The sequence below is a fragment of the Pseudomonas sp. GW823-FHT06B06 genome (assembly GCF_058795195.1).
In genome coordinates this window covers 217,781-239,493 of the sequence record NZ_JBXAHO010000006.1, presented here as the reverse complement: position 1 = coordinate 239,493, position 21,713 = coordinate 217,781, and the positions used below count along the sequence as shown (strand labels likewise).

At 60.8% G+C, this 21,713-nt stretch carries 21 protein-coding genes and 1 pseudogene; 11 read left to right on the top strand and 11 right to left on the bottom strand.

Features of this window, described 5'->3' with window-relative positions; genetic code table 11:
• Nucleotides 1–99 precede the first annotated feature (99 nt).
• Nucleotides 100–375: a polyhydroxyalkanoic acid system family protein gene (locus AC1Q8Q_RS08040; RefSeq protein ID WP_033045330.1), complete on the bottom strand. Its 276-nt coding sequence runs from the start codon at nucleotides 373–375 to the stop codon at nucleotides 100–102.
• Nucleotides 376–530: 155 nt separating this feature from the next.
• On the opposite strand from AC1Q8Q_RS08040, the gene ubiE reads away from it, so the two are divergent.
• The 11 genes and pseudogenes from ubiE to AC1Q8Q_RS07985 all read left to right on the top strand — a co-directional run bounded on the left by ubiE (nucleotide 531) and on the right by AC1Q8Q_RS07985 (nucleotide 8,664).
• A complete protein-coding gene (ubiE, locus tag AC1Q8Q_RS08035) occupies nucleotides 531–1,301 on the top strand; it encodes a bifunctional demethylmenaquinone methyltransferase/2-methoxy-6-polyprenyl-1,4-benzoquinol methylase UbiE (protein ID WP_033045331.1) in 771 nt (256 codons plus the stop codon).
• On the top strand, nucleotides 1,301–1,924 hold the full coding sequence (locus tag AC1Q8Q_RS08030) for a ubiquinone biosynthesis accessory factor UbiJ (RefSeq protein WP_020801016.1): 624 nt from the start codon (nucleotides 1,301–1,303) through the stop codon (nucleotides 1,922–1,924). Before ubiE ends, AC1Q8Q_RS08030 begins: the two co-directional genes overlap by 1 nt.
• Nucleotides 1,921–3,525: a ubiquinone biosynthesis regulatory protein kinase UbiB gene (gene ubiB, locus AC1Q8Q_RS08025; RefSeq protein ID WP_020801015.1), complete on the top strand. Its 1,605-nt coding sequence runs from the start codon at nucleotides 1,921–1,923 to the stop codon at nucleotides 3,523–3,525. Before AC1Q8Q_RS08030 ends, ubiB begins: the two co-directional genes overlap by 4 nt.
• Nucleotides 3,526–3,605: 80 nt before the next feature.
• Entirely contained in the window at nucleotides 3,606–4,007 is a 402-nt protein-coding gene (gene hisI / locus AC1Q8Q_RS08020) for a phosphoribosyl-AMP cyclohydrolase (protein WP_033045332.1), read from the top strand.
• Nucleotides 4,000–4,332, top strand: a complete 333-nt coding sequence (locus AC1Q8Q_RS08015; RefSeq protein WP_007899279.1) for a phosphoribosyl-ATP diphosphatase — start codon at nucleotides 4,000–4,002, stop codon at nucleotides 4,330–4,332. The genes hisI and AC1Q8Q_RS08015 overlap by 8 nt, the downstream gene beginning before the upstream one ends.
• 25 nt (nucleotides 4,333–4,357) lie before the next feature.
• The gene (locus tag AC1Q8Q_RS08010) at nucleotides 4,358–4,630 is read left to right on the top strand and encodes a twin-arginine translocase TatA/TatE family subunit (protein ID WP_020801012.1); all 273 of its coding nucleotides are present in this window, start codon (nucleotides 4,358–4,360) and stop codon (nucleotides 4,628–4,630) included.
• Between the two features lie 10 nt (nucleotides 4,631–4,640).
• The gene (gene tatB, locus AC1Q8Q_RS08005; protein ID WP_033045334.1) at nucleotides 4,641–5,066 is read left to right on the top strand and encodes a Sec-independent protein translocase protein TatB; all 426 of its coding nucleotides are present in this window, start codon (nucleotides 4,641–4,643) and stop codon (nucleotides 5,064–5,066) included.
• Nucleotides 5,063–5,857 (top strand): twin-arginine translocase subunit TatC, encoded by a 795-nt coding sequence (tatC, locus tag AC1Q8Q_RS08000; RefSeq protein ID WP_008058092.1) that lies wholly within the window; start codon nucleotides 5,063–5,065, stop codon nucleotides 5,855–5,857. The genes tatB and tatC overlap by 4 nt, the downstream gene beginning before the upstream one ends.
• Nucleotides 5,854–6,561, top strand: a complete 708-nt coding sequence (locus AC1Q8Q_RS07995) for a 16S rRNA (uracil(1498)-N(3))-methyltransferase (protein WP_033045335.1) — start codon at nucleotides 5,854–5,856, stop codon at nucleotides 6,559–6,561. The genes tatC and AC1Q8Q_RS07995 overlap by 4 nt, the downstream gene beginning before the upstream one ends.
• A gap of 186 nt (nucleotides 6,562–6,747) precedes the next feature.
• A pseudogene (locus AC1Q8Q_RS07990) lies at nucleotides 6,748–7,809 on the top strand (methyl-accepting chemotaxis protein); the annotation flags it as partial.
• Nucleotides 7,801–8,664 (top strand): methyl-accepting chemotaxis protein, encoded by an 864-nt coding sequence (locus tag AC1Q8Q_RS07985; RefSeq protein ID WP_371106624.1) that lies wholly within the window; start codon nucleotides 7,801–7,803, stop codon nucleotides 8,662–8,664. The pseudogene AC1Q8Q_RS07990 and the gene AC1Q8Q_RS07985, both read left to right, overlap by 9 nt.
• 134 nt (nucleotides 8,665–8,798) lie before the next feature.
• On the opposite strand, the gene AC1Q8Q_RS07980 is transcribed toward AC1Q8Q_RS07985, so the two are convergent.
• From AC1Q8Q_RS07980 to hutH, 10 genes are all read right to left on the bottom strand, one after another.
• Entirely contained in the window at nucleotides 8,799–9,533 is a 735-nt protein-coding gene (locus AC1Q8Q_RS07980) for an amino acid ABC transporter ATP-binding protein (protein ID WP_110754760.1), read from the bottom strand.
• Nucleotides 9,526–10,485, bottom strand: a complete 960-nt coding sequence (locus AC1Q8Q_RS07975) for an amino acid ABC transporter permease (protein WP_033045447.1) — start codon at nucleotides 10,483–10,485, stop codon at nucleotides 9,526–9,528. The genes AC1Q8Q_RS07980 and AC1Q8Q_RS07975 overlap by 8 nt, the downstream gene beginning before the upstream one ends.
• 139 nt (nucleotides 10,486–10,624) lie before the next feature.
• Nucleotides 10,625–11,422, bottom strand: coding sequence for a transporter substrate-binding domain-containing protein (locus AC1Q8Q_RS07970; protein ID WP_020798519.1), 798 nt, complete (start codon nucleotides 11,420–11,422; stop codon nucleotides 10,625–10,627).
• Between the two features lie 242 nt (nucleotides 11,423–11,664).
• A complete protein-coding gene (gene mdoH / locus AC1Q8Q_RS07965) occupies nucleotides 11,665–14,235 on the bottom strand; it encodes a glucans biosynthesis glucosyltransferase MdoH (RefSeq protein ID WP_033042739.1) in 2,571 nt (856 codons plus the stop codon).
• Nucleotides 14,228–16,045 carry a glucan biosynthesis protein G gene (locus AC1Q8Q_RS07960; RefSeq protein ID WP_033042742.1) on the bottom strand — a complete coding sequence of 606 codons (1,818 nt, stop codon included), beginning with the start codon at nucleotides 16,043–16,045 and terminating at the stop codon, nucleotides 14,228–14,230. The genes mdoH and AC1Q8Q_RS07960 overlap by 8 nt, the downstream gene beginning before the upstream one ends.
• 320 nt (nucleotides 16,046–16,365) lie before the next feature.
• Complete coding sequence (gene dtd, locus AC1Q8Q_RS07955; protein WP_020798516.1) at nucleotides 16,366–16,803, bottom strand: D-aminoacyl-tRNA deacylase; 438 nt, start codon at nucleotides 16,801–16,803, stop codon at nucleotides 16,366–16,368.
• Nucleotides 16,800–17,771, bottom strand: a complete 972-nt coding sequence (gene pip, locus AC1Q8Q_RS07950) for a prolyl aminopeptidase (RefSeq protein ID WP_033042745.1) — start codon at nucleotides 17,769–17,771, stop codon at nucleotides 16,800–16,802. The genes dtd and pip overlap by 4 nt, the downstream gene beginning before the upstream one ends.
• Nucleotides 17,772–17,992: 221 nt before the next feature.
• Complete coding sequence (hutG, locus tag AC1Q8Q_RS07945; RefSeq protein WP_033042748.1) at nucleotides 17,993–18,796, bottom strand: N-formylglutamate deformylase; 804 nt, start codon at nucleotides 18,794–18,796, stop codon at nucleotides 17,993–17,995.
• 10 nt (nucleotides 18,797–18,806) lie between these two features.
• A complete protein-coding gene (hutI, locus tag AC1Q8Q_RS07940; protein WP_020798512.1) occupies nucleotides 18,807–20,012 on the bottom strand; it encodes an imidazolonepropionase in 1,206 nt (401 codons plus the stop codon).
• 62 nt (nucleotides 20,013–20,074) lie between these two features.
• Nucleotides 20,075–21,607 carry a histidine ammonia-lyase gene (gene hutH / locus AC1Q8Q_RS07935; protein ID WP_020798511.1) on the bottom strand — a complete coding sequence of 511 codons (1,533 nt, stop codon included), beginning with the start codon at nucleotides 21,605–21,607 and terminating at the stop codon, nucleotides 20,075–20,077.
• Nucleotides 21,608–21,713: the final 106 nt, after the last annotated feature.

The following is a 21,713-nucleotide window of genomic DNA, read 5'->3' as shown; positions in this document are numbered from 1 at the left end:
GCCCTGCTGAAGGGGCAGAGTGAATACCAACCGAAAACCAGTTGAGGGCTTCCCCTCAACCATAGAATCTCCCACAGGGGATCTCATTCCAACCAGAAATCAGACCAACGCTTTATCGAGCGCCTTTTCGATTTCCGCTTTGATCATGCCGCTCATGGCCGACATCATCAGGCCCAACTCCACATCGACCTTGATCGAGTCTTCAGTGACATGCACCGCACCTTTCACACCGGAGCGCTTGAGGTTCAAGGTGTCGCCAGACCACTGCGGTTCCAGGCCATACTGATCGGAAAGTTTCTGCGCCAGCTTGTCGGCCTTCTCGCGGGCCGCTTCCTTACCCAGGCCATGGGCACGTTCAACACTAATATGGGCCATCAAATGACTCCTGCTTTATGGGGGCGATCCTGAGGCATCTTGACCTCTGCTGCGTCAAAACGTCCCGATGGTTGCCCATCTTACCTTCAGCCTTGCCAAGACAAAGCATGCCTTGGGGATTAGAATGTCGCGCATTCTCTTTTGGTGACAGCGATATGACTGATCAGCGCAAAGGCAACGATGCCGAACCCACCACTCACTTCGGCTTCAAAAACGTTCCGGAAAGCCAGAAAGCGGAAAAAGTCGCTGAGGTTTTTCACTCCGTAGCCGCCAAGTACGACCTGATGAACGACCTCCTGTCGGGCGGCATGCACCGTCTGTGGAAGCGTTTCGCAATCGAACTGTCGGGCGTGCGCACAGGTAACCGGGTGCTGGACATCGCCGGCGGCACGGGTGACTTGACCCGCAAGTTCTCGCACCTCGTTGGCCCGACTGGCCAGGTGGTGCTGGCCGACATCAACGAATCCATGCTCAAGGTCGGTCGTGACCGCCTGCTGGACCTGGGTGTGGCCGGCAATGTCGAATTCGTCCAGGCCGATGCGGAAAAACTGCCGTTCCCGGACAACCATTTCGACTGCGTGACCATCGCCTTCGGCCTGCGCAACGTCACGCACAAGGAAGACGCCCTGCGTTCGATGCTGCGCGTGCTCAAGCCTGGCGGTCGCCTGCTGGTGCTGGAGTTCTCCAAGCCGACCAACGCGCTGATGTCCAAGGCCTACGACGCCTACTCGTTCGCCTTCATGCCACTGATGGGCAAGCTGATCACCAACGACTCGGAAAGCTATCGCTACCTGGCCGAATCGATCCGCATGCACCCGAACCAGGAAACCCTGAAATCGATGATGGTCGAGGCCGGCTTCGACCGCGTGACCTATCACAACATGACCGCAGGCATCGTCGCCCTGCACCGTGGCATCAAGCCCTGATGCTGCTCGCCGGCCTGCTCGCCAGCGTTGAGCTCGGCCTGAACCGAGTGCTGCGTCTCGACAGCACGGCACTGCCGCGGCTGGCGCATTTGGCCGGCAAGGTGATTGCCGTCGACTGCCGCAGCCCGGCGCTGCAAGTGTTCATCCTGCCCAGCGATGAAGGCCTGATGCTCGCGTCCCAATGGGAAACCGGCGCCGACTGCACCCTGCGCGCACCGGCCTCGAGCCTGCTGAAACTGGCGATGAGCAAAGACAAGACTTCGGTACTGCATGCACCCGAAGTCGAGCTCGACGGCGACAGCGGTGTATTGCTGGAACTGGCGGCGATCCTCCAGGACCTCGAGCTGGATTGGGAGTACGAACTCTCGCGCTGGCTTGGCCCTGTCGCCACGCAATTGGTCGGCGGTCATCTGCGCAGCCGTGCCCGCTGGTATCAGCAAGGATTCGCCAGCCTCGGCCAGAACCTGGGCGAATACCTGGCTGAAGAATCACGTACCCTCGTCGGTCAGCGCGAAGCCGAAGCCCGATTCAGTGAACTGGACCAGATCAAACTCGATCTGGAACGTCTCGAGGCGCGTTTCGAGCGCCTTTCCCGATCCCTCGACCCAAGCGATAACGCATGAAGCTGCTTGCCGTCCGCCGTTTGTTGCGCATCCAGCGCGTCGTGATCCGCTACCGCCTCGATGACCTGCTGTTCGCCCTGCCGCTGCCCTGGTTTCTCCTGGTGCTGCGTTACGCCTTGCCGTGGCGCTGGTTCCCGCGCAAGACGCTGGACCTGAGTCGTGGCGCACGATTGCGCTTGGCGCTGCAGGACCTGGGGCCGATTTTCATCAAGTTCGGGCAGATCCTGTCCACCCGCCGCGACCTGCTGCCCGAAGACATCGCCGATGAGCTGATGATGCTGCAGGACCGCGTGCCGCCGTTCGACTCGCAAGTGTCGGTCAATCTGATCGAAGAGCAGCTGGGCAAGAAAATCAGCGAAGTGTTCAGCCGCTTCGACGTCGAACCACTGGCCTCGGCATCGGTGGCCCAAGTGCACGCTGCACAGCTGAAAACCGGCGAGGAAGTCGTGGTCAAGGTGATCCGGCCTGGCCTCAAACCAGTGATCGCGCAAGACCTGGCGTGGCTGTTCATCCTCGCCCGCGCCGCCGAAAAACTCTCGGCCGATGCGCGCCTGCTGCACCCGGTGGACGTGGTCCAGGACTACGAAAAAACCATCTACGACGAACTCGACCTGCTGCGCGAAGCGGCCAACGCCAGCCAGCTCAAGCGCAACTTCGAGGGTTCGCCACTGCTGTACGTACCACAAGTCTATTGGGACTGGTGCCGGCCGAAAGTGCTGGTGATGGAGCGTATCTACGGCATCCAGGTGACCGACCTCGCGACCCTGGCGGACCAACGCACCGACATGAAAATGCTCGCCGAACGCGGCGTGGAGATCTTCTTCACCCAAGTGTTTCGCGACAGCTTCTTCCATGCCGACATGCACCCCGGCAACATCTTCGTCAGCACGGTGCAGCCGTGGAGCCCGCAATACATCGCGATCGACTGCGGTATCGTCGGCAGCCTTACCCCCCAGGACCAGGATTACCTGGCGCGCAACCTGTTCGCGTTCTTCAAGCGCGATTACCGGCGAGTGGCACAGCTGCACATCGATTCGGGCTGGGTGCCGGCAGAAACCAAACTCAACGAATTCGAAGCGGCGATCCGGACGGTCTGCGAACCGATCTTCGAAAAACCGTTAAAAGATATTTCCTTCGGCCAAGTGCTGATGCGCCTGTTCCAGACAGCTCGTCGCTTCAACATGGAAGTGCAGCCGCAACTTGTCCTGTTGCAAAAAACCCTGTTGAACATCGAAGGCCTGGGCCGCCAGCTGTACCCGGACCTCGACCTGTGGAACACCGCGCAACCCTTCCTCGAGCGCTGGATGCGTGACCGCGTCAGTCCCAAAGCCTTGTTTGGCAACGTGCAATCCCAGATCGAACAGATCCCGCACTTGGCCAATATGACCCGTGACCTGCTCGAACGCCTGTCCCAGCCCCATGCCAACGATCCGCCGCCACCCTGGCATCGACGCCGCGACGACTGGTTCCTGCGCCTGCTCGGTACGGCCCATCTGGCCGGTGGCGCGATCCTCGCCGCGGGCGGGCCATTGAACGATCTGGCCTATTGGCCAGCGGGCATCATGATGGCGGTCGGCTTGTATCTGGTCGTTCGCCGATAGCCAGTTGTGCTGCGCACTGGCACACTGTTTCAACGTTGAGCCCGACTAATGATGTGTCGGGCTTGCTGTCGGAGTCGAAGATGAAAAACTGGCTGGACGAGATCAAATGGGACGCCGACGGCCTGGTGCCGGCGATTGCCCAGGACCACAAGACCGGGCGCGTCCTGATGATGGCCTGGATGAACCGCGAAGCACTGGAACTGACGGCTGCCGAGAACCGCGCCATCTACTGGTCGCGCTCGCGCGGCAAGCTGTGGCGCAAGGGCGAAGAGTCCGGTCATGTGCAGACCCTGCATGAGATGCGCCTGGACTGCGACGCCGACGTGATCATCCTGATGGTCGAGCAGATTGGCGACATTGCCTGTCATACCGGCCGCCAGAGCTGCTTCTACCGCGTTTTCGAGAACGGCGACTGGACGACTGTCGACCCGGTCCTGAAAGATCCGCACGCCATCTATTGCGCAGGACACAAACATGAGTGACACGTTGACCCGTCTGGCCCAGGTGCTGGAAGAGCGCAAAGGCGCCGCCGCCGACAGCTCGTACGTCGCCAGCCTGTACCACAAGGGCTTGAACAAGATTCTGGAAAAAGTTGGCGAAGAGTCAGTAGAGACCATCATTGCCGCCAAGGACGCCGCCATCAGCGGCGACTGCAGCGATGTGATCTACGAAACCGCCGATTTATGGTTCCACAGCATGGTCATGCTCGCCCAATTGGGGCAGCATCCCCAGGCTGTACTCGATGAACTGGACCGTCGCTTCGGTCTGTCCGGACACGCCGAGAAAGCCTCGCGCCCGTCCGCCTGAATAACTATTAGAGAGGAGCAGCAGCATGGGCATTTTTGACTGGAAACACTGGGTCGTCATCCTGGTTGTCGTGGTACTGGTATTCGGCACCAAGAAACTGAAAAACCTCGGCACCGACGTCGGCGAGTCCATCAAGGGCTTTCGCAAGGCCATGAACGACGACGAAAAACCGGCCGACCCGACCGCGACTCCGGCCCAACCGGTTCCACCGGTTCAGCCACAGGCCACTGTTAACCAGCCGCACACCATCGACGTGCAGGCGCAAAAAGTCGAAGAGCCGATCCGCAAAGACTCGTGAGCACTGACTAATGTTTGGTATCAGCTTCTCTGAACTGCTGCTCGTCGGCCTCGTCGCCCTGCTGGTGCTGGGCCCCGAGCGCCTGCCGGGCGCTGCGCGTACCGCCGGCCTGTGGGTTGGCCGCCTCAAGCGCAGCTTCAACGCAATCAAACAGGAAGTTGAACGTGAAATCGGTGCCGACGAGATTCGTCGGCAACTGCACAACGAGCACATCCTGTCGCTTGAGCAGGAGGCCCGCAAGATCTTCTCGCCGACCCAGCAGCAACCGACACCTGTCGAGCCTGCAGCGTCGCCGACGATTCATGCGCCTGTCGTTGAATCTGCGCCAGTCGAAGTTGTACCTGTCGCAACGACCCCGGTCGAACACGTTGCACCTGCGGCGGCGCCCGTTGCGCCGGCCCCTCAAGACCCAACATTGCCGCCGCGAGCCCCATGAGCGATCTTCCTGAAAACGACCAGCACATGCCGCTGGTTTCGCACCTCACTGAGTTGCGTACCCGCCTGCTGCGCTGCGTAGCGGCGATCTTCATCATCTTTGCCGGGCTGTTCGCCTTTACCCAGCAAATCTACACCTTCGTCTCGACACCGCTGCGGGCCTACCTGCCAGCCGGTGCGACGATGATTGCCACGGATGTGTCGTCGCCTTTCCTGACGCCACTGAAGCTGACCATGATGGTGTCGTTGTTCCTGGCGATTCCGGTGATCCTGCACCAGATCTGGGGCTTCATCGCACCGGGCCTGTACAAGCATGAGAAACGCATCGCCGTGCCCTTGCTGTGTTCGAGCATCGTGCTGTTCTACGCCGGCATGGCGTTCGCCTATTTCCTGGTGTTCCCGCTGATCTTCAAATTCTTCGCCGCCGCCACCCCGGCCGGCGTGGAAATGATGACCGACATCACCAGCTACCTCGATTTCGTCATGACGCTCTTCTTCGCCTTCGGCGTGGCGTTCGAAATCCCGGTGGCCGTGGTGCTGCTGGTGTGGATCGGCGTGGTCGACGTGAAGTACCTGAAGAAAATCCGTCCGTACGTGATCATCGGCTGCTTCGTCGTCGGCATGATCCTGACCCCGCCGGACATTTTCTCGCAGACCCTGCTGGCCGTACCGATGTGGCTGTTGTTCGAGATCGGCATCCTGTTCGGCAGCCTGATCAGCAAGCGTGGCGAGCATCCGGACGACCAGCCTGCCGACGATAACAACGACCAGCCGCCAGCGACCCAACCGTGAACCTGCTGCTCCTTGAAGAGGCCGACTTTATTGCGGCCGACCGGGTGGTTCTGCGCGATCGGCGGTTGACCCACATGCAGGAAGTCCACCGCTGCGAAGTGGGTGACAGCATGCGTGTCGGCCGCATCGACGGGCTGATGGGCTCGGCGGAGGTTCTGCGCCTGGACGCCAACGAGGCGGAACTGCGCGTCACCCTCGACCAGCCCCCACCCGCCAAGTTGCCGTTGACCCTGGTCCTGGCCCTGCCGCGGCCCAAGATGCTGCGCAGGGTGTTCCAGACCGTCGCGGCCATGGGTGTGCCACGGGTCGTGCTGGTGAACAGCTATCGCGTCGAGAAGAGCTTCTGGCAGACACCGTTCCTGGAGCCCGAGGCCATTCGCGAGCAATTGATCCTGGGCCTCGAACAAGCCAGGGACAGCGTGTTGCCGCAAGTCGTGATCGAGAAACGCTTCAAGCCGTTCGTCGAAGATCGCCTGCCTGCCATTACCGAGGGCACTCTCGGCCTGGTTGGTCATCCAGGCCAATACCCGCCCTGCCCCCGCGCCCTCACCGAGCCCGTGACCCTGGCCATCGGCCCGGAAGGTGGCTGGATCCCCTACGAGATCGACTTGCTGGGCAAGTCCGGCCTGCAACCGGTGCAGCTGGGCGAGCGCATCCTGCGCGTGGAAACTGCCGTTACCGCGCTGCTCGCCCGGCTCTTCTAACCAAACACCGCCCCCCCCCCCCTGTAGGAGCGAGCATGCTCGCGATGGCCAACAGAGCGCCGCAGGGTTTCAGGCAGCCAGCGTCATCGTTAACGACCTTCGCGAGCATGCTCGCTCCTACAGGATTTCCCCCGCCTGCCGATATACCTCCCATGAAACCAATGTTTGCTCCGGGAGAGTTGCAGCATGTACCAATCGCTAGCCGATAAACTGGGGAACGTAAGCGTAAACCGCAAGCTGGGCGTCGGCTTCGGTCTTGTGCTGCTGCTGACGATGCTGATCACCTTCACGGGCTGGACCGGCCTGAGCGACGTCACCCGTCGCGGTGATACGCTGGGGTTCATTTCCGATATCAACGGGATGACCAAAGACCTGCGCATCGCCCGCCTGGATTACGAAATGCGCCGCGGCGAACAAGGACCCGCCGCCGTCAATGATTTGCTGGGCAAGCTCGACACCAGCCTGCAAGCGGCTCGCCGGATGATCGAGCAACCCGCCGACGTGACCATGGTCGACCAGCAATTGGCCGCCGTCAGCCAGTACAAGCAAGCCTTCGCGTCCATGACCCAGATCAGCGCCAGTCGCGAAGATGCTCGCAGCAAATTGGGCGCCACCGCCGACAATGCCGTGGCCAAAGTCGCCGAAGTCGAACAATCCCTGCTGCAAGGCGACAGTGTGGCGCAGTTCAATAGCGTGATCGACTTGAGCAAATTGATCCAGCAAGCGCGCTTTCAGGTCCGAGGCTACACCTATAGCGGCAAGGCCGAGGCAGAACAGCCAGCGCTGGACGCCATCGACAACGCCCTGAAATATCTGCAAAGCCTGCCGTCGAAGCTGCCAGAACAACACATCGCTAACTTGCAGCAAGCAACAGACTCGCTCAGGGCCTACCGCGCCGCAGTCATCCAATACCACGATTCCCAGACCGCCAGCGCCGATGCATTCAAACATATGGCTGCCCAAGGCGAGATTCTGCTCGACGTCAGCAAGAAGCTCACCGTCTCGCAAACCCTGGTGCGCGATACCGACGTAGCGCACGCCAAGAACATGCTGTTGCTGGCCACCCTCCTGGCCTTGGTCATAGGCCTGTTTGCCGCCTGGGCCATCACCCGGCAGATCGTGATTCCGCTGAACCAGACCCTCAAGGCGGCCGAACGCATCGCCGCCGGCGACCTGACCCACAACCTGGTGTCCCGTCGCCAGGATGAACTTGGCCAACTGCAGCGCGCCATTCAGAGCATGACCCAAGGCCTGCGCGAATTGATCGGCGGCATCAGCGACGGCGTCACGCAGATCGCCAGCGCCGCCGAGGAACTGTCGGCCGTCACCGAACAGACCAGCGCCGGGGTCAACAGCCAGAAGGTCGAGACCGATCAGGTGGCGACCGCCATGAACGAGATGACCGCAACGGTGCAGGAAGTCGCACGCAACGCTGAGGAAGCCTCGGAGGCCGCTGTAGCAGCCGACCAGCAGGCCCGCGAAGGTGACAAGGTAGTCGGCGAAGCCATCGCGCAGATCGAGCGCCTGGCCAAGGAAGTGGGTCACTCCACCGAGGCCATGGGCGAGCTCAAGCGCGAAAGCGACAAGATCGGCAGCGTGCTCGACGTGATCAAGTCGGTGGCCCAACAAACCAACCTGCTGGCGCTCAACGCGGCTATTGAAGCCGCCCGTGCCGGTGAGGCGGGGCGCGGTTTTGCCGTGGTCGCTGATGAAGTGCGCAGCCTGGCCCAGCGTACCCAGAAGTCCACGGAAGAAATCGAAGAGCTGATCGTCGGCCTGCAAAGCGGCACCCAGCACGTGGCCAACATCATGGACAACAGTCGCGCCCTGACCGACAGCAGCGTGGAACTGACCCGTCGCGCCGGCGGCTCACTTGAAAACATCACACGCACGGTGTCGGCGATCCAGGCGATGAACCAACAGATTGCCGCCGCGGCTGAACAACAGAGCGCCGTGGCCGAAGAGATCAACCGAAGCGTGCTGAACGTGCGTGATGTGTCGGACCAGACGTCGGCTGCGAGTGAAGAGACGGCGGCGTCCAGCATCGAGCTGGCGCGATTGGGGACGCATTTGCAGATGCTGGTGGGCAAGTTCAGGGTTTGAGGTGATGCGAGAGCCTCGGTTCGCCTGGGACCGAGGTGATGCCTTCGCGAGCAGGCTCGCCCCACAGGGTTCTGTCGTACACAGATCCACTGTGGGGCGAGCCTGCTCGCGAAGGGATTGAGCAGCCGGTGAAGTTACAGAACTTGACGAAGAAACGCCTGCGCCCGCGGATCCTTCGGCGCATCAAAGAACTCTGCCGGCGAAGCGTCTTCAAGCAGCTTGCCATGGTCAAAGAACAACACCCGGTCCGCCACTTCACGGGCAAAGCCCATTTCATGGGTGACGCAGACCATGGTCATGCCTTCCACGGCCAGTGTCTTCATCACATCCAGCACTTCGCCAACCATTTCCGGGTCGAGCGCCGAGGTCGGCTCATCGAACAGCATCACCTTCGGTTCCATCGCCAGCGCACGGGCAATCGCTACCCGCTGTTGCTGACCGCCGGACAGCCGCGACGGAAATTCGTTGGCTTTCTGCGCAATACCGACCTTTTCGAGCAGCACCATGGCCTTGGCCTCGCGCTCTTTCTTGCCGCGCTTGCGCACGACTTTCTGCGCCAGGCACAGGTTTTCCAGCACTGTCATGTGCGGGAACAGGTTGAAATGCTGGAATACCATGCCAACTTCACGGCGGTAGGCGTTCACGTCGGTTTTCGGATCGGCCAGTTGCAGGCCGTCGATGCTCACCGAGCCAGAATCAAACTCCTCCAGGCCGTTAAGGCAACGCAAGAAGGTCGACTTGCCGGAACCGGATGGACCGATCACCACCAGTACTTCACCCTTGGCGACGGTCGTGCTGACGTTGTCCACCGCGCGCACCACTTGGCCGCGGGTGTCGTAGACTTTTACCAGATCGCGGACTTCAATCACTTTGCGCGAGCCTCCGCTCGAGCCGGCTGGCGATTTTCGACAGCGGCAGGTTAATCAACAGGTACAGGCCGGCGACGCAGAACAGGATTTCGAATGGCGAGAACGAGGTGGTGATGACTTCGCGACCGCTCTTGAGCAGTTCGGTAATCGCGATCACCGACACCAGCGACGTGTCTTTCACCAGACTGATGAATTGCCCGGCCAGCGGCGGCAGTACGCGCTTGAACGCTTGCGGCAGCACCACGTGGCGCATCGACTGACCCGCGCTCAAGCCGAGGGAGCGGGCCGCTTCGTTCTGGCCACGGGCGATCGACTGCACGCCGGAGCGGATGATCTCTGCGACGTAGGCGCCGGTGAACAGCGACAGCGCGGCGATCCCGGCGAATTCCCGGGACAGGTTCATTACGGTGCCGATGAAGAAGTAGAAAATGAAGATTTGCACCAGCAGCGGAGTACCGCGCACCAGTTCGACGTAGATGGTCGAGAGGTCGCGCAGGGTCGGGTTATTCGACAGCCGACACAGGCCCGTCGCCAAGCCAATCAACAGGCCGAGCACGCCGGACACCACGGACAGCCACAATGTGGTCCAGAGACCCCACAACAGCGGTCCGGCGGCCCAGTGGCGGGTTACGCCAATCACATCGCCTTCGGCCACATCATCGCCCTGGGCGACTTGCAGGCTGTTTTCGTCGACGATCAGGTGTTGTTCGTCGCCTGCGTCATTGCGCAGCGTGACCTCAGCTTTATCGCCCTTGCGCACTAACTCGCTGACGGTGGAGATGTCGGCGGCGCGCTGGGATTCTTCGGCGTGGTAGGCAAAGTACTGCGGTACGCGGTTCCAGCGCCATTCGTACGACATCAGCGAGGTGGCGTAATACAACGCGCCAGCCAGGCCGATCAGCACCAGCACGGTCAGGACGTGCCAGGGCCATTGGGCTTTTTTCTGTTTCATGAACGCTTCTCTGATTCGCTCGTTCCCACGCTCTGCGTGGGAATGCATCCTGTGACGCTCTGCGTCACGCTTGCGAAGGGACGCGGAGCGTCCCGGGCGGCATTCCCACGCAGAGCGTGGGAACGATCAAGTAGAGGTGTTACTCCATATCCTTCTGCCATGCGGTGTCTTTGAACCACTTGTCATGGATGCGATCGTAGGTGCCGTCTTCTTGGATCTGGTGCAGGAAGTTGTTGATGAAGTTGATGCTGTCGTAGTCACCCTTCTTCAGGCCGAAGGCCAGCGGCTCGTAGGTGAACGGCTTGTCGAGGAACACCAGCTTGCCGTTGCCGACCTTGTTCACGGCGACAACGTTGTAAGGGGCGTCGTAGATGAAGGCATCGGCCTTGCCGTTGACCACGTCGAGCACCGCTTCCTGCTCGTTGTCGTAGCCGTGGTACTTGGCTTTGGCAATCAGCTTTTTGGCGACCATCTCGCCGGTGGTGCCGAGCTTGGAGGTGATGCGGTAGTCGGCGGTGTTCAGGTCTTTGTAGGACTTGATGGTGCCTTCCAGCTCCTTGCGGATCAGCAGGGTCTGGCCGACCACGATGAACGGTTCGCTGAAGTTCAGGCGCAGGTTGCGCTCCTGGGTCAGGGTCATGCCGCTGCCGATCATGTCGAACTTGTCGGTCAGCAGGGCCGGGATGATGCCGTCGTAACCAGTGGACACCAACTCCAGCTTGACGCCCATGGCCTTGGACATGGCTTTGAGGATGTCGACTTCGAAACCGATAATTTCGCCGCGCTTGTTGGTCATTTCGAACGGCATGTAGGTCGGGTCCATGCCGACTTTCAACGTGCCGCGCTTGACCGCGTCATCAATGGCACCGGCCTGCGCCGCGCTGACTGCAACCAATGCCGTGACGCCGAGCAGCAGCATCGACAGATACTTCTTCATCTTCAAGTCCCCAAAACCATTGCGTTTGCGGCACGAAATCGACAGTTTTCCTGAGAAAACCGATAGATACGGACGCAAAACGGTCCGGGCGCACCAATTCGGGGACGGATGCTAACGCACCTGTCCAATTGCACAAGTTTTTTGGGCAATTGATCGTTCCCACGCTCTGCGTGGGAATGCAGCCAGGGACGCTCCGCGTCCCAACGATCAATAAAAAACCCGCTTTCGCGGGTTTTTTTTCGTTACGCCAACTGAGGCTGTGCGCTCAGCGGCTGAAGCGGCAACAGCGGTGCATGGGGGTCGGCCTGGACCGACTTGCGCCAAGCACCCAGCCACTCAGGGTGACCCTCGCTCCAGACCTGATCATGCAAACGAGCCAATGCAACCGGGTCGCTCAGCAACTGTACCCGCTCATTGTTGGTCAAGCCTTCAGGCCCGACTTTCATCGCGTGCCGGACCCGCTCCACCCGCAGCCATTCGATCGGCTCGGCCTCACGGTGCCGCGAGGTCGCCAGCGCACACGCCAGGGCGTTCTGCTGTGGATCGACCACCGCGCGGATGAAGCCTTCCTTGAGCGCGTGATAACGGTTTTCATGAGTGTACTGGTCAGTCGCCAGCAACGCCTGCGGTGGATTGTATTCCTCTGGAATCAGGAACAGGCTCTCGTCACGGGACTTGAGGCCCAGGCCGACGCGGCTGGAAATCACCGACACCGGGATCGACAACATCAGCGAACCGACGATCGGTACCAACCACCACAGGAAGCTTGGGTTCAGCCAGATCACCAGCAGTGCCCAGAAGAAACCGAGCAAGGTCTGCGGACCGTGGCGCTTGACCGCTTCGCTCCAGGGTGTGGAGTCGTCGTCACGCTGCGGCGAGTTCCAGGTCGCAGCCCAGCCGAGGAATGCGGCGAGCACGAAACGGGTGTGGAAAATCATCCGCACCGGCGCCAGCAGCATGGAGAACAGCATCTCCAGCAGCATCGACAGCGTGACCTTGAACTTGCCACCGAACTCTTTCGCGCCCTTGGCCCAGATCAGGATGATGCTCAACAGCTTCGGCAGGAACAGCAGCACGATGGTGGTCGAGAACAGCGCAATCGCCTTGTCCGGATGCCATTGTGGCCACAGCGGATAAAGCTGGCGCGGTTCGAGGAAGTATTGCGGCTCCATCAACGTATTGACCGCCAGCAGCGCCGTCGACAACACCAGGAAGAAGAACCACAGTGGCGCCGACAGGTAAGACATCACGCCAGTCAGGAACACGGCGCGGTGCACCGGGTGCATGCCCTTGACCAGGAACAGGCGGAAGTTCATCAGGTTACCGTGGCACCAGCGTCGGTCACGCTTGAGTTCGTCCAGCAGGTTGGGCGGCAATTCTTCGTAGCTGCCTGGCAAGTCGTAGGCAATCCACACGCCCCAACCGGCACGGCGCATCAGCGCGGCTTCGACGAAGTCGTGGGACAGGATCGCACCGGCAAACGCGCCTTTACCCGGCAACGGCGCCAGGGCGCAGTGCTCGATGAACGGCTTCATGCGGATGATCGCGTTGTGGCCCCAATAGTGGGATTCGCCCAACTGCCAGAAGTGCAGGCCAGCGGTGAACAGCGGACCGTACACACGGGTGGCGAATTGCTGCATACGCGCATAAAGGGTGTCCATGCCCGACGCACGTGGCGCGGTCTGGATGATCCCGGCGTCCGGCGTGGCTTCCATCAGGCGCACCAGGCTGGTCAGGCACTCGCCGCTCATCACGGAGTCAGCATCGAGCACCACCATGTACTTGTAGTCACCCCCCCAGCGACGGCAGAAGTCGTCGAGGTTGCCGCTTTTACGTTTCACACGACGACGGCGGCGACGATAGAAGATCTTGCCGAAGCCACCGGCTTCGCGGCAGACGTCCAGCCAGGCTTGCTGTTCGGCGACGCAGATGTCGGCGTCGTTACTGTCACTGAGCACGAAGAAGTCAAAGCGATCCAGGTCACCTGTGGCGGCGACCGACTCGAACGTTGCACGCAAGCCGGCGAATACACGAGGCACGTCTTCGTTACAGATCGGCATCACCAGTGCGGTGCGCGCATCCTTCGGAATCGGCTCGTTGCCAGCGCTTTTGCCGGAGATACGATATTTATCGTGACCAGTGAGCAACTCGAGAAAGCCCATCAGTGCGGTCCAGAAACCGGCCGAGACCCAGCAGAACAAAATTCCGAACAGGATCAGGATGCTGGTCTGCAACGCGTACGGCAGCACTTGCGTGGCGGTCTGCAACAGCGGTTGGTGCAGGACTTCATCAAGGTCGACGAACGACCAGCCCTGGTACGGCATGATGCCTTTCATGTACCAGCCGGCGACGATGGTTTGGCCGAGCATCAGCACCAACAGAATGTAGCGACGGATCGAACCGACCGTGCGCCAGCGCGCCGCCGGCAGCACGTTCTCGTCTTTCGGTGGTTTCGGCGGGTTGGTGCGACCGGTTAGACGTCGCCAGCCGCGCACCAGGATATTGGTACGCCATGGCTCCGGCACGACCTTGGTCCGTCGAATCGGCGGGGTCGCCTTCAGGCAGACGCGACCGCTGGCGTCGAGCGCCAGCATTTCAGCGTCCTGCAACTCTTCGGCGGTGCTCAGGGTCAGGCGCTTGCCAACCGATGCCTGGGCGGCCTCGGTCGGGGCGTCAAATGTCGAAGACGACAAACGCTCGTGCAATTCGCTGAAGGACTTGCAGCCCGCGAGTTCCGCGCGCTGCTGGTCGGTCATCGGCAGATGTGCCAGGTACTCGGACAGAGTCTCTGGCTGTACTTGAGAATTACTCATCGGCAGGCAACTGGTAGCTCCAGGTCTCGGTCAGGACTTCTTCAGTCGATGCCGATTCCGGTGTGGCTGGGACCGCGTCGGCAGCAGCAGGCTGCTTGGCGTCATTGTTGTTCGCCTTGTCCTTGGCATCTGCGACTGGCTTGGCTTCGGCCTGCTTGGCCTCGGCGGCCTTCGCTTCCTTGTCCGCTTTCTCCGCTTGCTTGGCGGCAACTTTGTCGGCCTTGGCAACGGAAGAAGTGGATGCTGGAATCGAAGTTTTGGCCAGATCGGCAGGCACGATGTTCTGCACCAGTGCAGCACGCATCTCGGTGGACTTGCCCGGGTCCTTGATCTTCATCCGCAGAGTCAGGCGCCAGCCCTTGGTTTCAGGGTTGTAGCGCACGCTGTTCTCGACCAGTTCGGCGTTTTCACCGACGCTGACCTGGCTGCGAACATCCGTATCCGGGGCCAAAGCTGCCAGGGACGGACCTTCGAAGTCCACCAGATAGGCAACGCTGCCGTCCGGCTGACGAATCAGGTTGGACTGCTTGACGTCACCGGTGGATTTGAGGGTCTGACTGACCCAGGCACTGTCCGGTGCGTGCAACGCCGCTTCGTCCATAGTCCAGTGCATGCGATAGGCGAAGTCCAGCGGCTGGCCTGGCTCGGGCATCTTTTCCGGGCTCCAGAACGCCACGATATTGTCGTTGGTTTCGTCGGCGGTCGGAATCTCGACCAGATCGACGGTGCCCTTGCCCCAATCGCCCTTCGGTTCGATCCAGGCGCTTGGGCGCTTGTCGTAGCGGTCGTCGAGGTCTTCGTAGTGGCTGAAATCACGACCGCGTTGCAGCAAGCCGAAGCCACGCGGGTTCTCGACGGAGAAGTTGCTCACCGCCAGGTGTTTCGGGTTGTTCAGCGGACGCCAGATCCACTCGCCGTTGCCGGCATGGATCGCCAGACCGCTGGAATCGTGCAGCTCACGACGGTAGTTCAGCACTTTCGACGGCTGGTTGGCGCCGAACAGGAACATGCTGGTCAGTGGCGCGATGCCCAGTTTGCCAACCTTGTCGCGCAGGAACATCTGCGCCTTGACGTCGACAATGGTGTCGCTGCCCGGACGCAGGGTCAGGCGGTAGGCGCCGGTCGCCCGTGGCGAATCCAGCAGGGCGAAGATCACCAGGTGCTTGTCGCCCGGTTTCGGCTGTTGAATCCAGAACTCGCGAAAACGCGGGAACTCTTCGCCGGACGGCAGTGCGGTATCGATCGCCATGCCGCGAGCGGACAAGCCGTAGACGTGACCCTTGCCGACCACGCGGAAGTAACTCGCGCCCAGCATGGTCATGATTTCGTCTTGCTTGTCAGCCTTGTTAACCGGGTACAGGACGCGGAAACCGGCGTAACCCAGTTGCTCGGTGGCCTTGGGATCGAACTTGACGTCGCCGAAATCGAAACGACTCGGGTCGTACTTGATCTCTTCGACGGTGTTCGCCGTGATTTCGTTGATTTTCACCGGCGTATCGAAATGCATGCCCTGGTGATAGAACGACAGCTTGAACGGGGTCTTCTGATCGGCCCATTCGGCTTTTTCAGTCAGGAAGCGAATTTTCTGATAATCGGCGAATTTCATCTCGCGGAATTCGTTCGGCAGGTTACTGCGCGGAGCTTCGTACTTTTGCCCGGCCAGCTCTTTTGCCTTGACCGATACATCATCCAGACTGAATGCCCAAAGCTGGCCGGCGCTGAGCAGGCACAGCAGTGCCGAGCCCGCTACCAATGCGCTACGAAACCGTTTGGCAGTCAATTTTGGTGCGTTACAGGGACTAACAATCACGAGCAACCCTCGCCGAAAACAGATCAAAAAACCAACGGCCAGTTAAAGGGCCAGCAGGTATCCGGCGCGAAAAAGCCGACCCTGCAGACCACTCTTGCCAAGTTGGCGAGCATTGTTCCGACTCCGCTGGGGCAAAATGATTCCCCAATCGGATCCGGACAAGTCTCTACCTAAGTCAAAATGGACCAACGAACGCTGATCCCCGTAGCGCGCGATTATCTAGTAGGCCGCGTTACAACGCATCAGGGGTAACAAAGTATTTATCGGGATAAACGCCTGTTTTCGACCGAAAAGCGCTTAAAAAGATGTTTCAAGCGCTTTCAGGTCTGTAACAGAAAGGTAACCGGGCCATCATTGACCAGGTGCACCTGCATATCCGCGCCGAATCTACCTGATGCCACAGTGCCATGCACCTGTTTCGCTTTGCTTAATAGATAGCCGAAAAGCTCCTCGCCCAAGGCCGGGGGGGCCGCGGTCGAGAAACTCGGTCGCAGCCCGCTCTTGGTGTCGGCGGCCAGGGTGAACTGCGAGACCAGCAACAACCCGCCACCCACATCCGCCAGGGACAGGTTCATCTTGCCCTCAGCGTCGCTGAACACACGATAGTTAAGCAGCTTATTGAGAAGTTTGTCGGCGCTGGCCCGCGTGTCGTCGGGCTCGACGGCTACCAGCACCAGCAAACCCTGGTCGATTGCGCCGACCACCTGCCCCGCTACCTCGACCCGCGCGCCGCGCACGCGTTGCAGCAAGCCCTTCATGCTTCTTCAGGCGACAGGTCGAGCAAGCGCCGGGCCATTCGGTCGGCAGCGCGTACCAATGCATCGGTAATCCCCGGCTCAGCGGCGGCATGGCCCGCGTCCCGGATTATTTGCAATTCGCTATTGGGCCAGGCCTGGTGCAGCTCCCAGGCGTTATCCAATGGACAGATGACGTCATAGCGACCATGGACGATCACGCCAGGCAAATGGGCGATCTTGCCCATGTCGCGAATCAGCTGATTCGGTTCGAGGAAGGCGTTATTGGTGAAGTAGTGGCACTCGATGCGGGCGATCGACAACGCACGCTGCGGCTCGGAGAAACGATCGACCACCAGCGGGTTCGGACGCAGCGTCGCGGTCCGGCCTTCCCACGTGGACCAGGCTTTGGCCGCGTGCATCTGGGCGATCTGGTCGTTGCCGGTGAGTCGTTTATGGAAGGCGTTGAGCAAATCGCCGCGCTCGTCCATCGGGATCGGCGCAACGTAGTCCTGCCAGTAATCGGGGAACAGACGGCTGGCACCCGCCTGATAAAACCATTCGATTTCCTGCGGGCGGCAGAGAAAAATCCCGCGCAGGATCAGCCCGTGCACACGTTCCGGATGGGTTTGCGCGTAGGCCAGCGCCAAAGTCGAACCCCAGGAGCCGCCGAACAGCACCCACTTGTCGATGCCCAAGTGCTCGCGGATTCGCTCAAGGTCGGCGACCAGGTCCCAGGTGGTGTTGTTTTCGAGGCTGGCGTGGGGGGTGGAACGACCGCAACCGCGTTGGTCGAAGGTGACGATGCGGTACAGGTTTGGATCGAAGTAGCATCGGCTCGCAGCATCACACCCGGCACCGGGACCGCCGTGAATGAACACCACCGGCAAACCTTGCGGTGAACCGCTTTCGTCGACATACAGCGTGTGGGTTTCATCGACGGCCAGATCGTGCCGGGCGTGGGGTTTGATCTGCGGGTACAAAGTCTGCATTGCGCACTCCGTAAGGGGTCGAGGTCATCCCTGGGGGGACTTCTATTATTCTGCCGTTGGGCATCATAAACCCGATTTACGTCAATGAGCATGCACTTGCTGGATTGTAAATTTGCCGCCGGAAAACCTGTGGGAGCGAGCCTGCTCGCGAAGAGGGCGTGTCAAGCGCTATCCATGTTGACTGACCCACCGCATTCGCGAGCAGGCTCGCTCCCACAAGGTTACGCGTTGTAATGCTTTTCGCCCCAGGCCAGCAGGCCTTGCAGCAATTCTTTCAATACCACCTGCGTCGGCCCGGCCAGGTCCGGCCGATAACGGAACGGTTCGAACTCTTCCATATAGGTGCACTGGCCCAGCTCCAGTTGCACGGCATGAATGTTTTCCGCCGGATTGCCGTAGTGACGGGTGATGTGCCCGCCCTTGAAGCGCCCGTTCAGCACATGGCTGTAGTCCGGGTGGCGGTCGCAGATCGCTTCCAGTTGAGTTGCAAGCTGTGGATCGCAACTGGCGCCGTTGAAGGTGCCGAGGTTGAAATCCGGCAGTTTGCCGTCGAACAGGTGCGGGATGATCGAGCGGATCGAGTGGGCATCGAATAACAGCGCGTAGCCGAACTCGGCTTTCAGTCGCGCCAGCTCGTTGTGCAAGGTGCTGTGGTATGGCGTCCAGATCTGCTCCAGATAGGTCGCGCGCTCTTCTTTCGAAGGCTCCATTCCCTCATGGAACAACGCAATACCATCGAACAGCGTTGCCGGGTACAGACCGGTGGTGGCGCCGACATACAAAGGCTTGTCGTCGGATGGCCGGTTCAGGTCGATGACAAACCGCGAGTATTCGGCGGCCAGGGTACTGGCACCCAGTTCGGCGGCGAAATCGTACAGCTGCGGGATGTGCCAATCGGTGTCCGGCAGGCTTTTCGCGGCGGGGATCAACCCGGCTTCGACCGCAGGGGTCAGGCGCACACCGGCGTGGGGCATGCTGATCAGCAGCGGCACGCGGCCTTGTTTGAAGTTCAGAACCTTATCCACAACTGTTCTCCTAAACGCTCGTCTCGACGCCGTGACGCACGACGCGTTTTTCCAGGTCGCCGCCCAGCCAGTAGCACAGGTCGGCCGGACGATCGATTTGCCATGCAACAAAATCGGCTACCTTGCCCGCCTCCAGCGAACCGTGGGTAGCGGCCATGCCCAATGCCGTCGCGGCATGAATCGTCGCGCCAGCCAGGGCCTCTTCCGGGGTCATACGGAAACAGGTGCAGGCCATGTTCAACATCAGGCGCAACGACAGCGCCGGCGAGGTGCCGGGGTTGAGGTCGCTGGCGATGGCGATTTTCACGCCGTGTTTGCGCAAGGCCTCCATCGGTGGCAATTGGGTCTCGCGCAGGAAGTAGAAAGCGCCGGGCAGTAACACGGCCACTGTGCCGGACTTGGCCATGGCGATGGCGTCGTCTTCGGTCATGAATTCCAGGTGGTCGGCCGACAGTGCGTGGTAACGCGCCGCGAGGCTCGATCCGTGCAGGGAAGAAAGCTGCTCGGCGTGCAGCTTCACCGGCAAGCCCAGTTCCCGGGCAGTGACGAATACGCGCTCAACCTGGGCAGGGGAAAACGCCAGGTATTCGCAAAAGGCATCCACCGCGTCCACCAGCCCTTCGGCGGCCAGGGCCGGGAGCATTTCGCTGCAGATGTGATCGATGTAATCGTCGGCGCGATCGGTGTACTCCGGCGGCAAGGCGTGAGCCGCCAGGCAGGTGCTGCGTACGCTGACCGGCAGCTCGGCACCGAGGCGACGGGCGACCCGCAGCATCTTGCGTTCGTTGGCCAGGTCGAGGCCGTACCCGGATTTGATTTCGATGCTGGTGACACCGTCGCGCATCAGGCTTTTCAGGCGCTTGGCGGCGCTGGCGAACAGTTCATCTTCACTGGCTGCGCGAGTGGCACGCACGGTGCTGGCGATACCCCCGCCGCTGGCGGCGATTTGCGCGTAGCTAACGCCTTGCAGACGCTGCTCGAATTCACCGCTGCGGTTACCGCCGAACACCGTGTGGGTATGGCAGTCGATCAGGCCCGGCGTGACCCAGGCCCCGTTCAAGTCATTGACCACCGAGTACTCGCCGGACGGCAGCTCACGGCGCGGGCCGATCCACTCTATATGTGCATCGGACGTCACGATGGCCGCATCCTCGATGATCGAGTAGACGCCCTGGGCCATGGTTGCGACGTGGCAGTGTTGCCAGAGGGTTTTCATTCGGATCCTCCGATGGTTGATCGTTCCCACGCTCTGCGTGGGAACGATCGGTTGGGGGCGGGTTAGAGGCTAGGCAGCAACTTCGCCGAAACCAGCTCGTTCAAGCAACGCGAAGCCAACAACTCGGTCGCCGCATTGATGTCAGGTGCAAAGAAGCGGTCCTTCTCATAGAACGGCACTTCCTTACGCAGGATGGCCCGAGCCTTTTCCAGCTTCGGCGACGTCTTCAGGCCATTGCGCAGGTCCAGGCCCTGAGCGGCGGCCAGCCATTCCACAGCCAGGATGCCACGGGTGTTCTCGGCCATTTCCCACAGACGCTTGCCTGCGGCCGGAGCCATGGACACGTGATCTTCCTGGTTGGCGGAAGTCGGCAGGCTGTCCACCGAATGCGGATGGGACAGCGCCTTGTTCTCGCTGGCCAGCGCCGCTGCGGTCACTTGGGCGATCATGAAGCCGGAATTGACGCCGCCATTGGCCACCAGGAACGGCGGCAGTTGCGACATGTGCTTGTCCATCATCAACGAAATGCGACGCTCGCTCAGGGAGCCGATTTCAGCAATGGCCAAGGCCATGTTGTCAGCGGCCATGGCCACCGGTTCTGCGTGGAAGTTGCCGCCGGAAATCACGTCACCTTCTGCGGCAAATACCAGCGGGTTGTCGGATACTGCGTTGGCTTCGATCGCCAGCACTTCGGCAGCCTGGCGGAACTGGGTCAGGCAGGCGCCCATGACTTGCGGCTGGCAGCGCAGGGAGTACGGGTCCTGGACCTTTTCGCAGTTCTGGTGAGAATCAGAAACTTCACTGCGCTCGCCCAGCAGGTCGCGGTAGGCGGCAGCGGCATCGATCTGGCCTTTCTGGCCACGGGCGGCGTGAATGCGTGCGTCGAATGGCGAGCGCGAACCCAGGACCGCTTCAACGGTCAGGCCACCCAGAGCCAGGGCTCCAGCGAACAGGTCCTCACCTTCGAACAGACCGCGCAAGGCGAAAGCCGTGGATACTTGCGTGCCATTGAGCAATGCCAGGCCTTCTTTCGCAGCCAGGGTCAGCGGAGTCAGGCCAGCGACTTTCAGCGCTTCGCTCGCTTCCATCCACTCGCCTTTGTAGCGCGCCTTGCCTTCACCCAGCAGTACCAGCGACATGTGCGCCAACGGGGCCAGGTCGCCGGACGCTCCGACCGAACCTTTCAGCGGAATGTGCGGATACACCTCGGCGTTGATCAGGGCGATCAGCGCGTCGATGACTACACGACGAATACCGGAGAAACCACGGCTCAGGCTGTTGACCTTGAGCACCATGACCAGGCGCACCAGCGCGTCGCTAATCGGCTCGCCGACACCAGCAGCGTGGGACAGCACCAGCGAGCGCTGCAGGTTTTCCAGGTCTTCGCTGGCAATGCGGGTCGAGGCCAGCAGGCCGAAACCGGTGTTGATACCGTAGGCGGTGCGGTTTTCGGCGAGGATCTGCTCCACGCAGGCGACGCTGGCTTCGATCTGGGCCGCGGCGCTGTGGTCGAGGGTGATTTTGACCGGTTGCTGATAAACATCACGCAATTGGGCAAGGCTCAGTTGGCCAGGAATCAAGTTAAGCGCAGTCATTTCATGCTCCTTTTGAGAGTTTGTTATTAACTACCAGACGCTCCGGATTAATCCGTTGTCCGTCGCTTCCCTCTTTTTGAAAGGGCTGGCGCCTTGGCACGCTGGT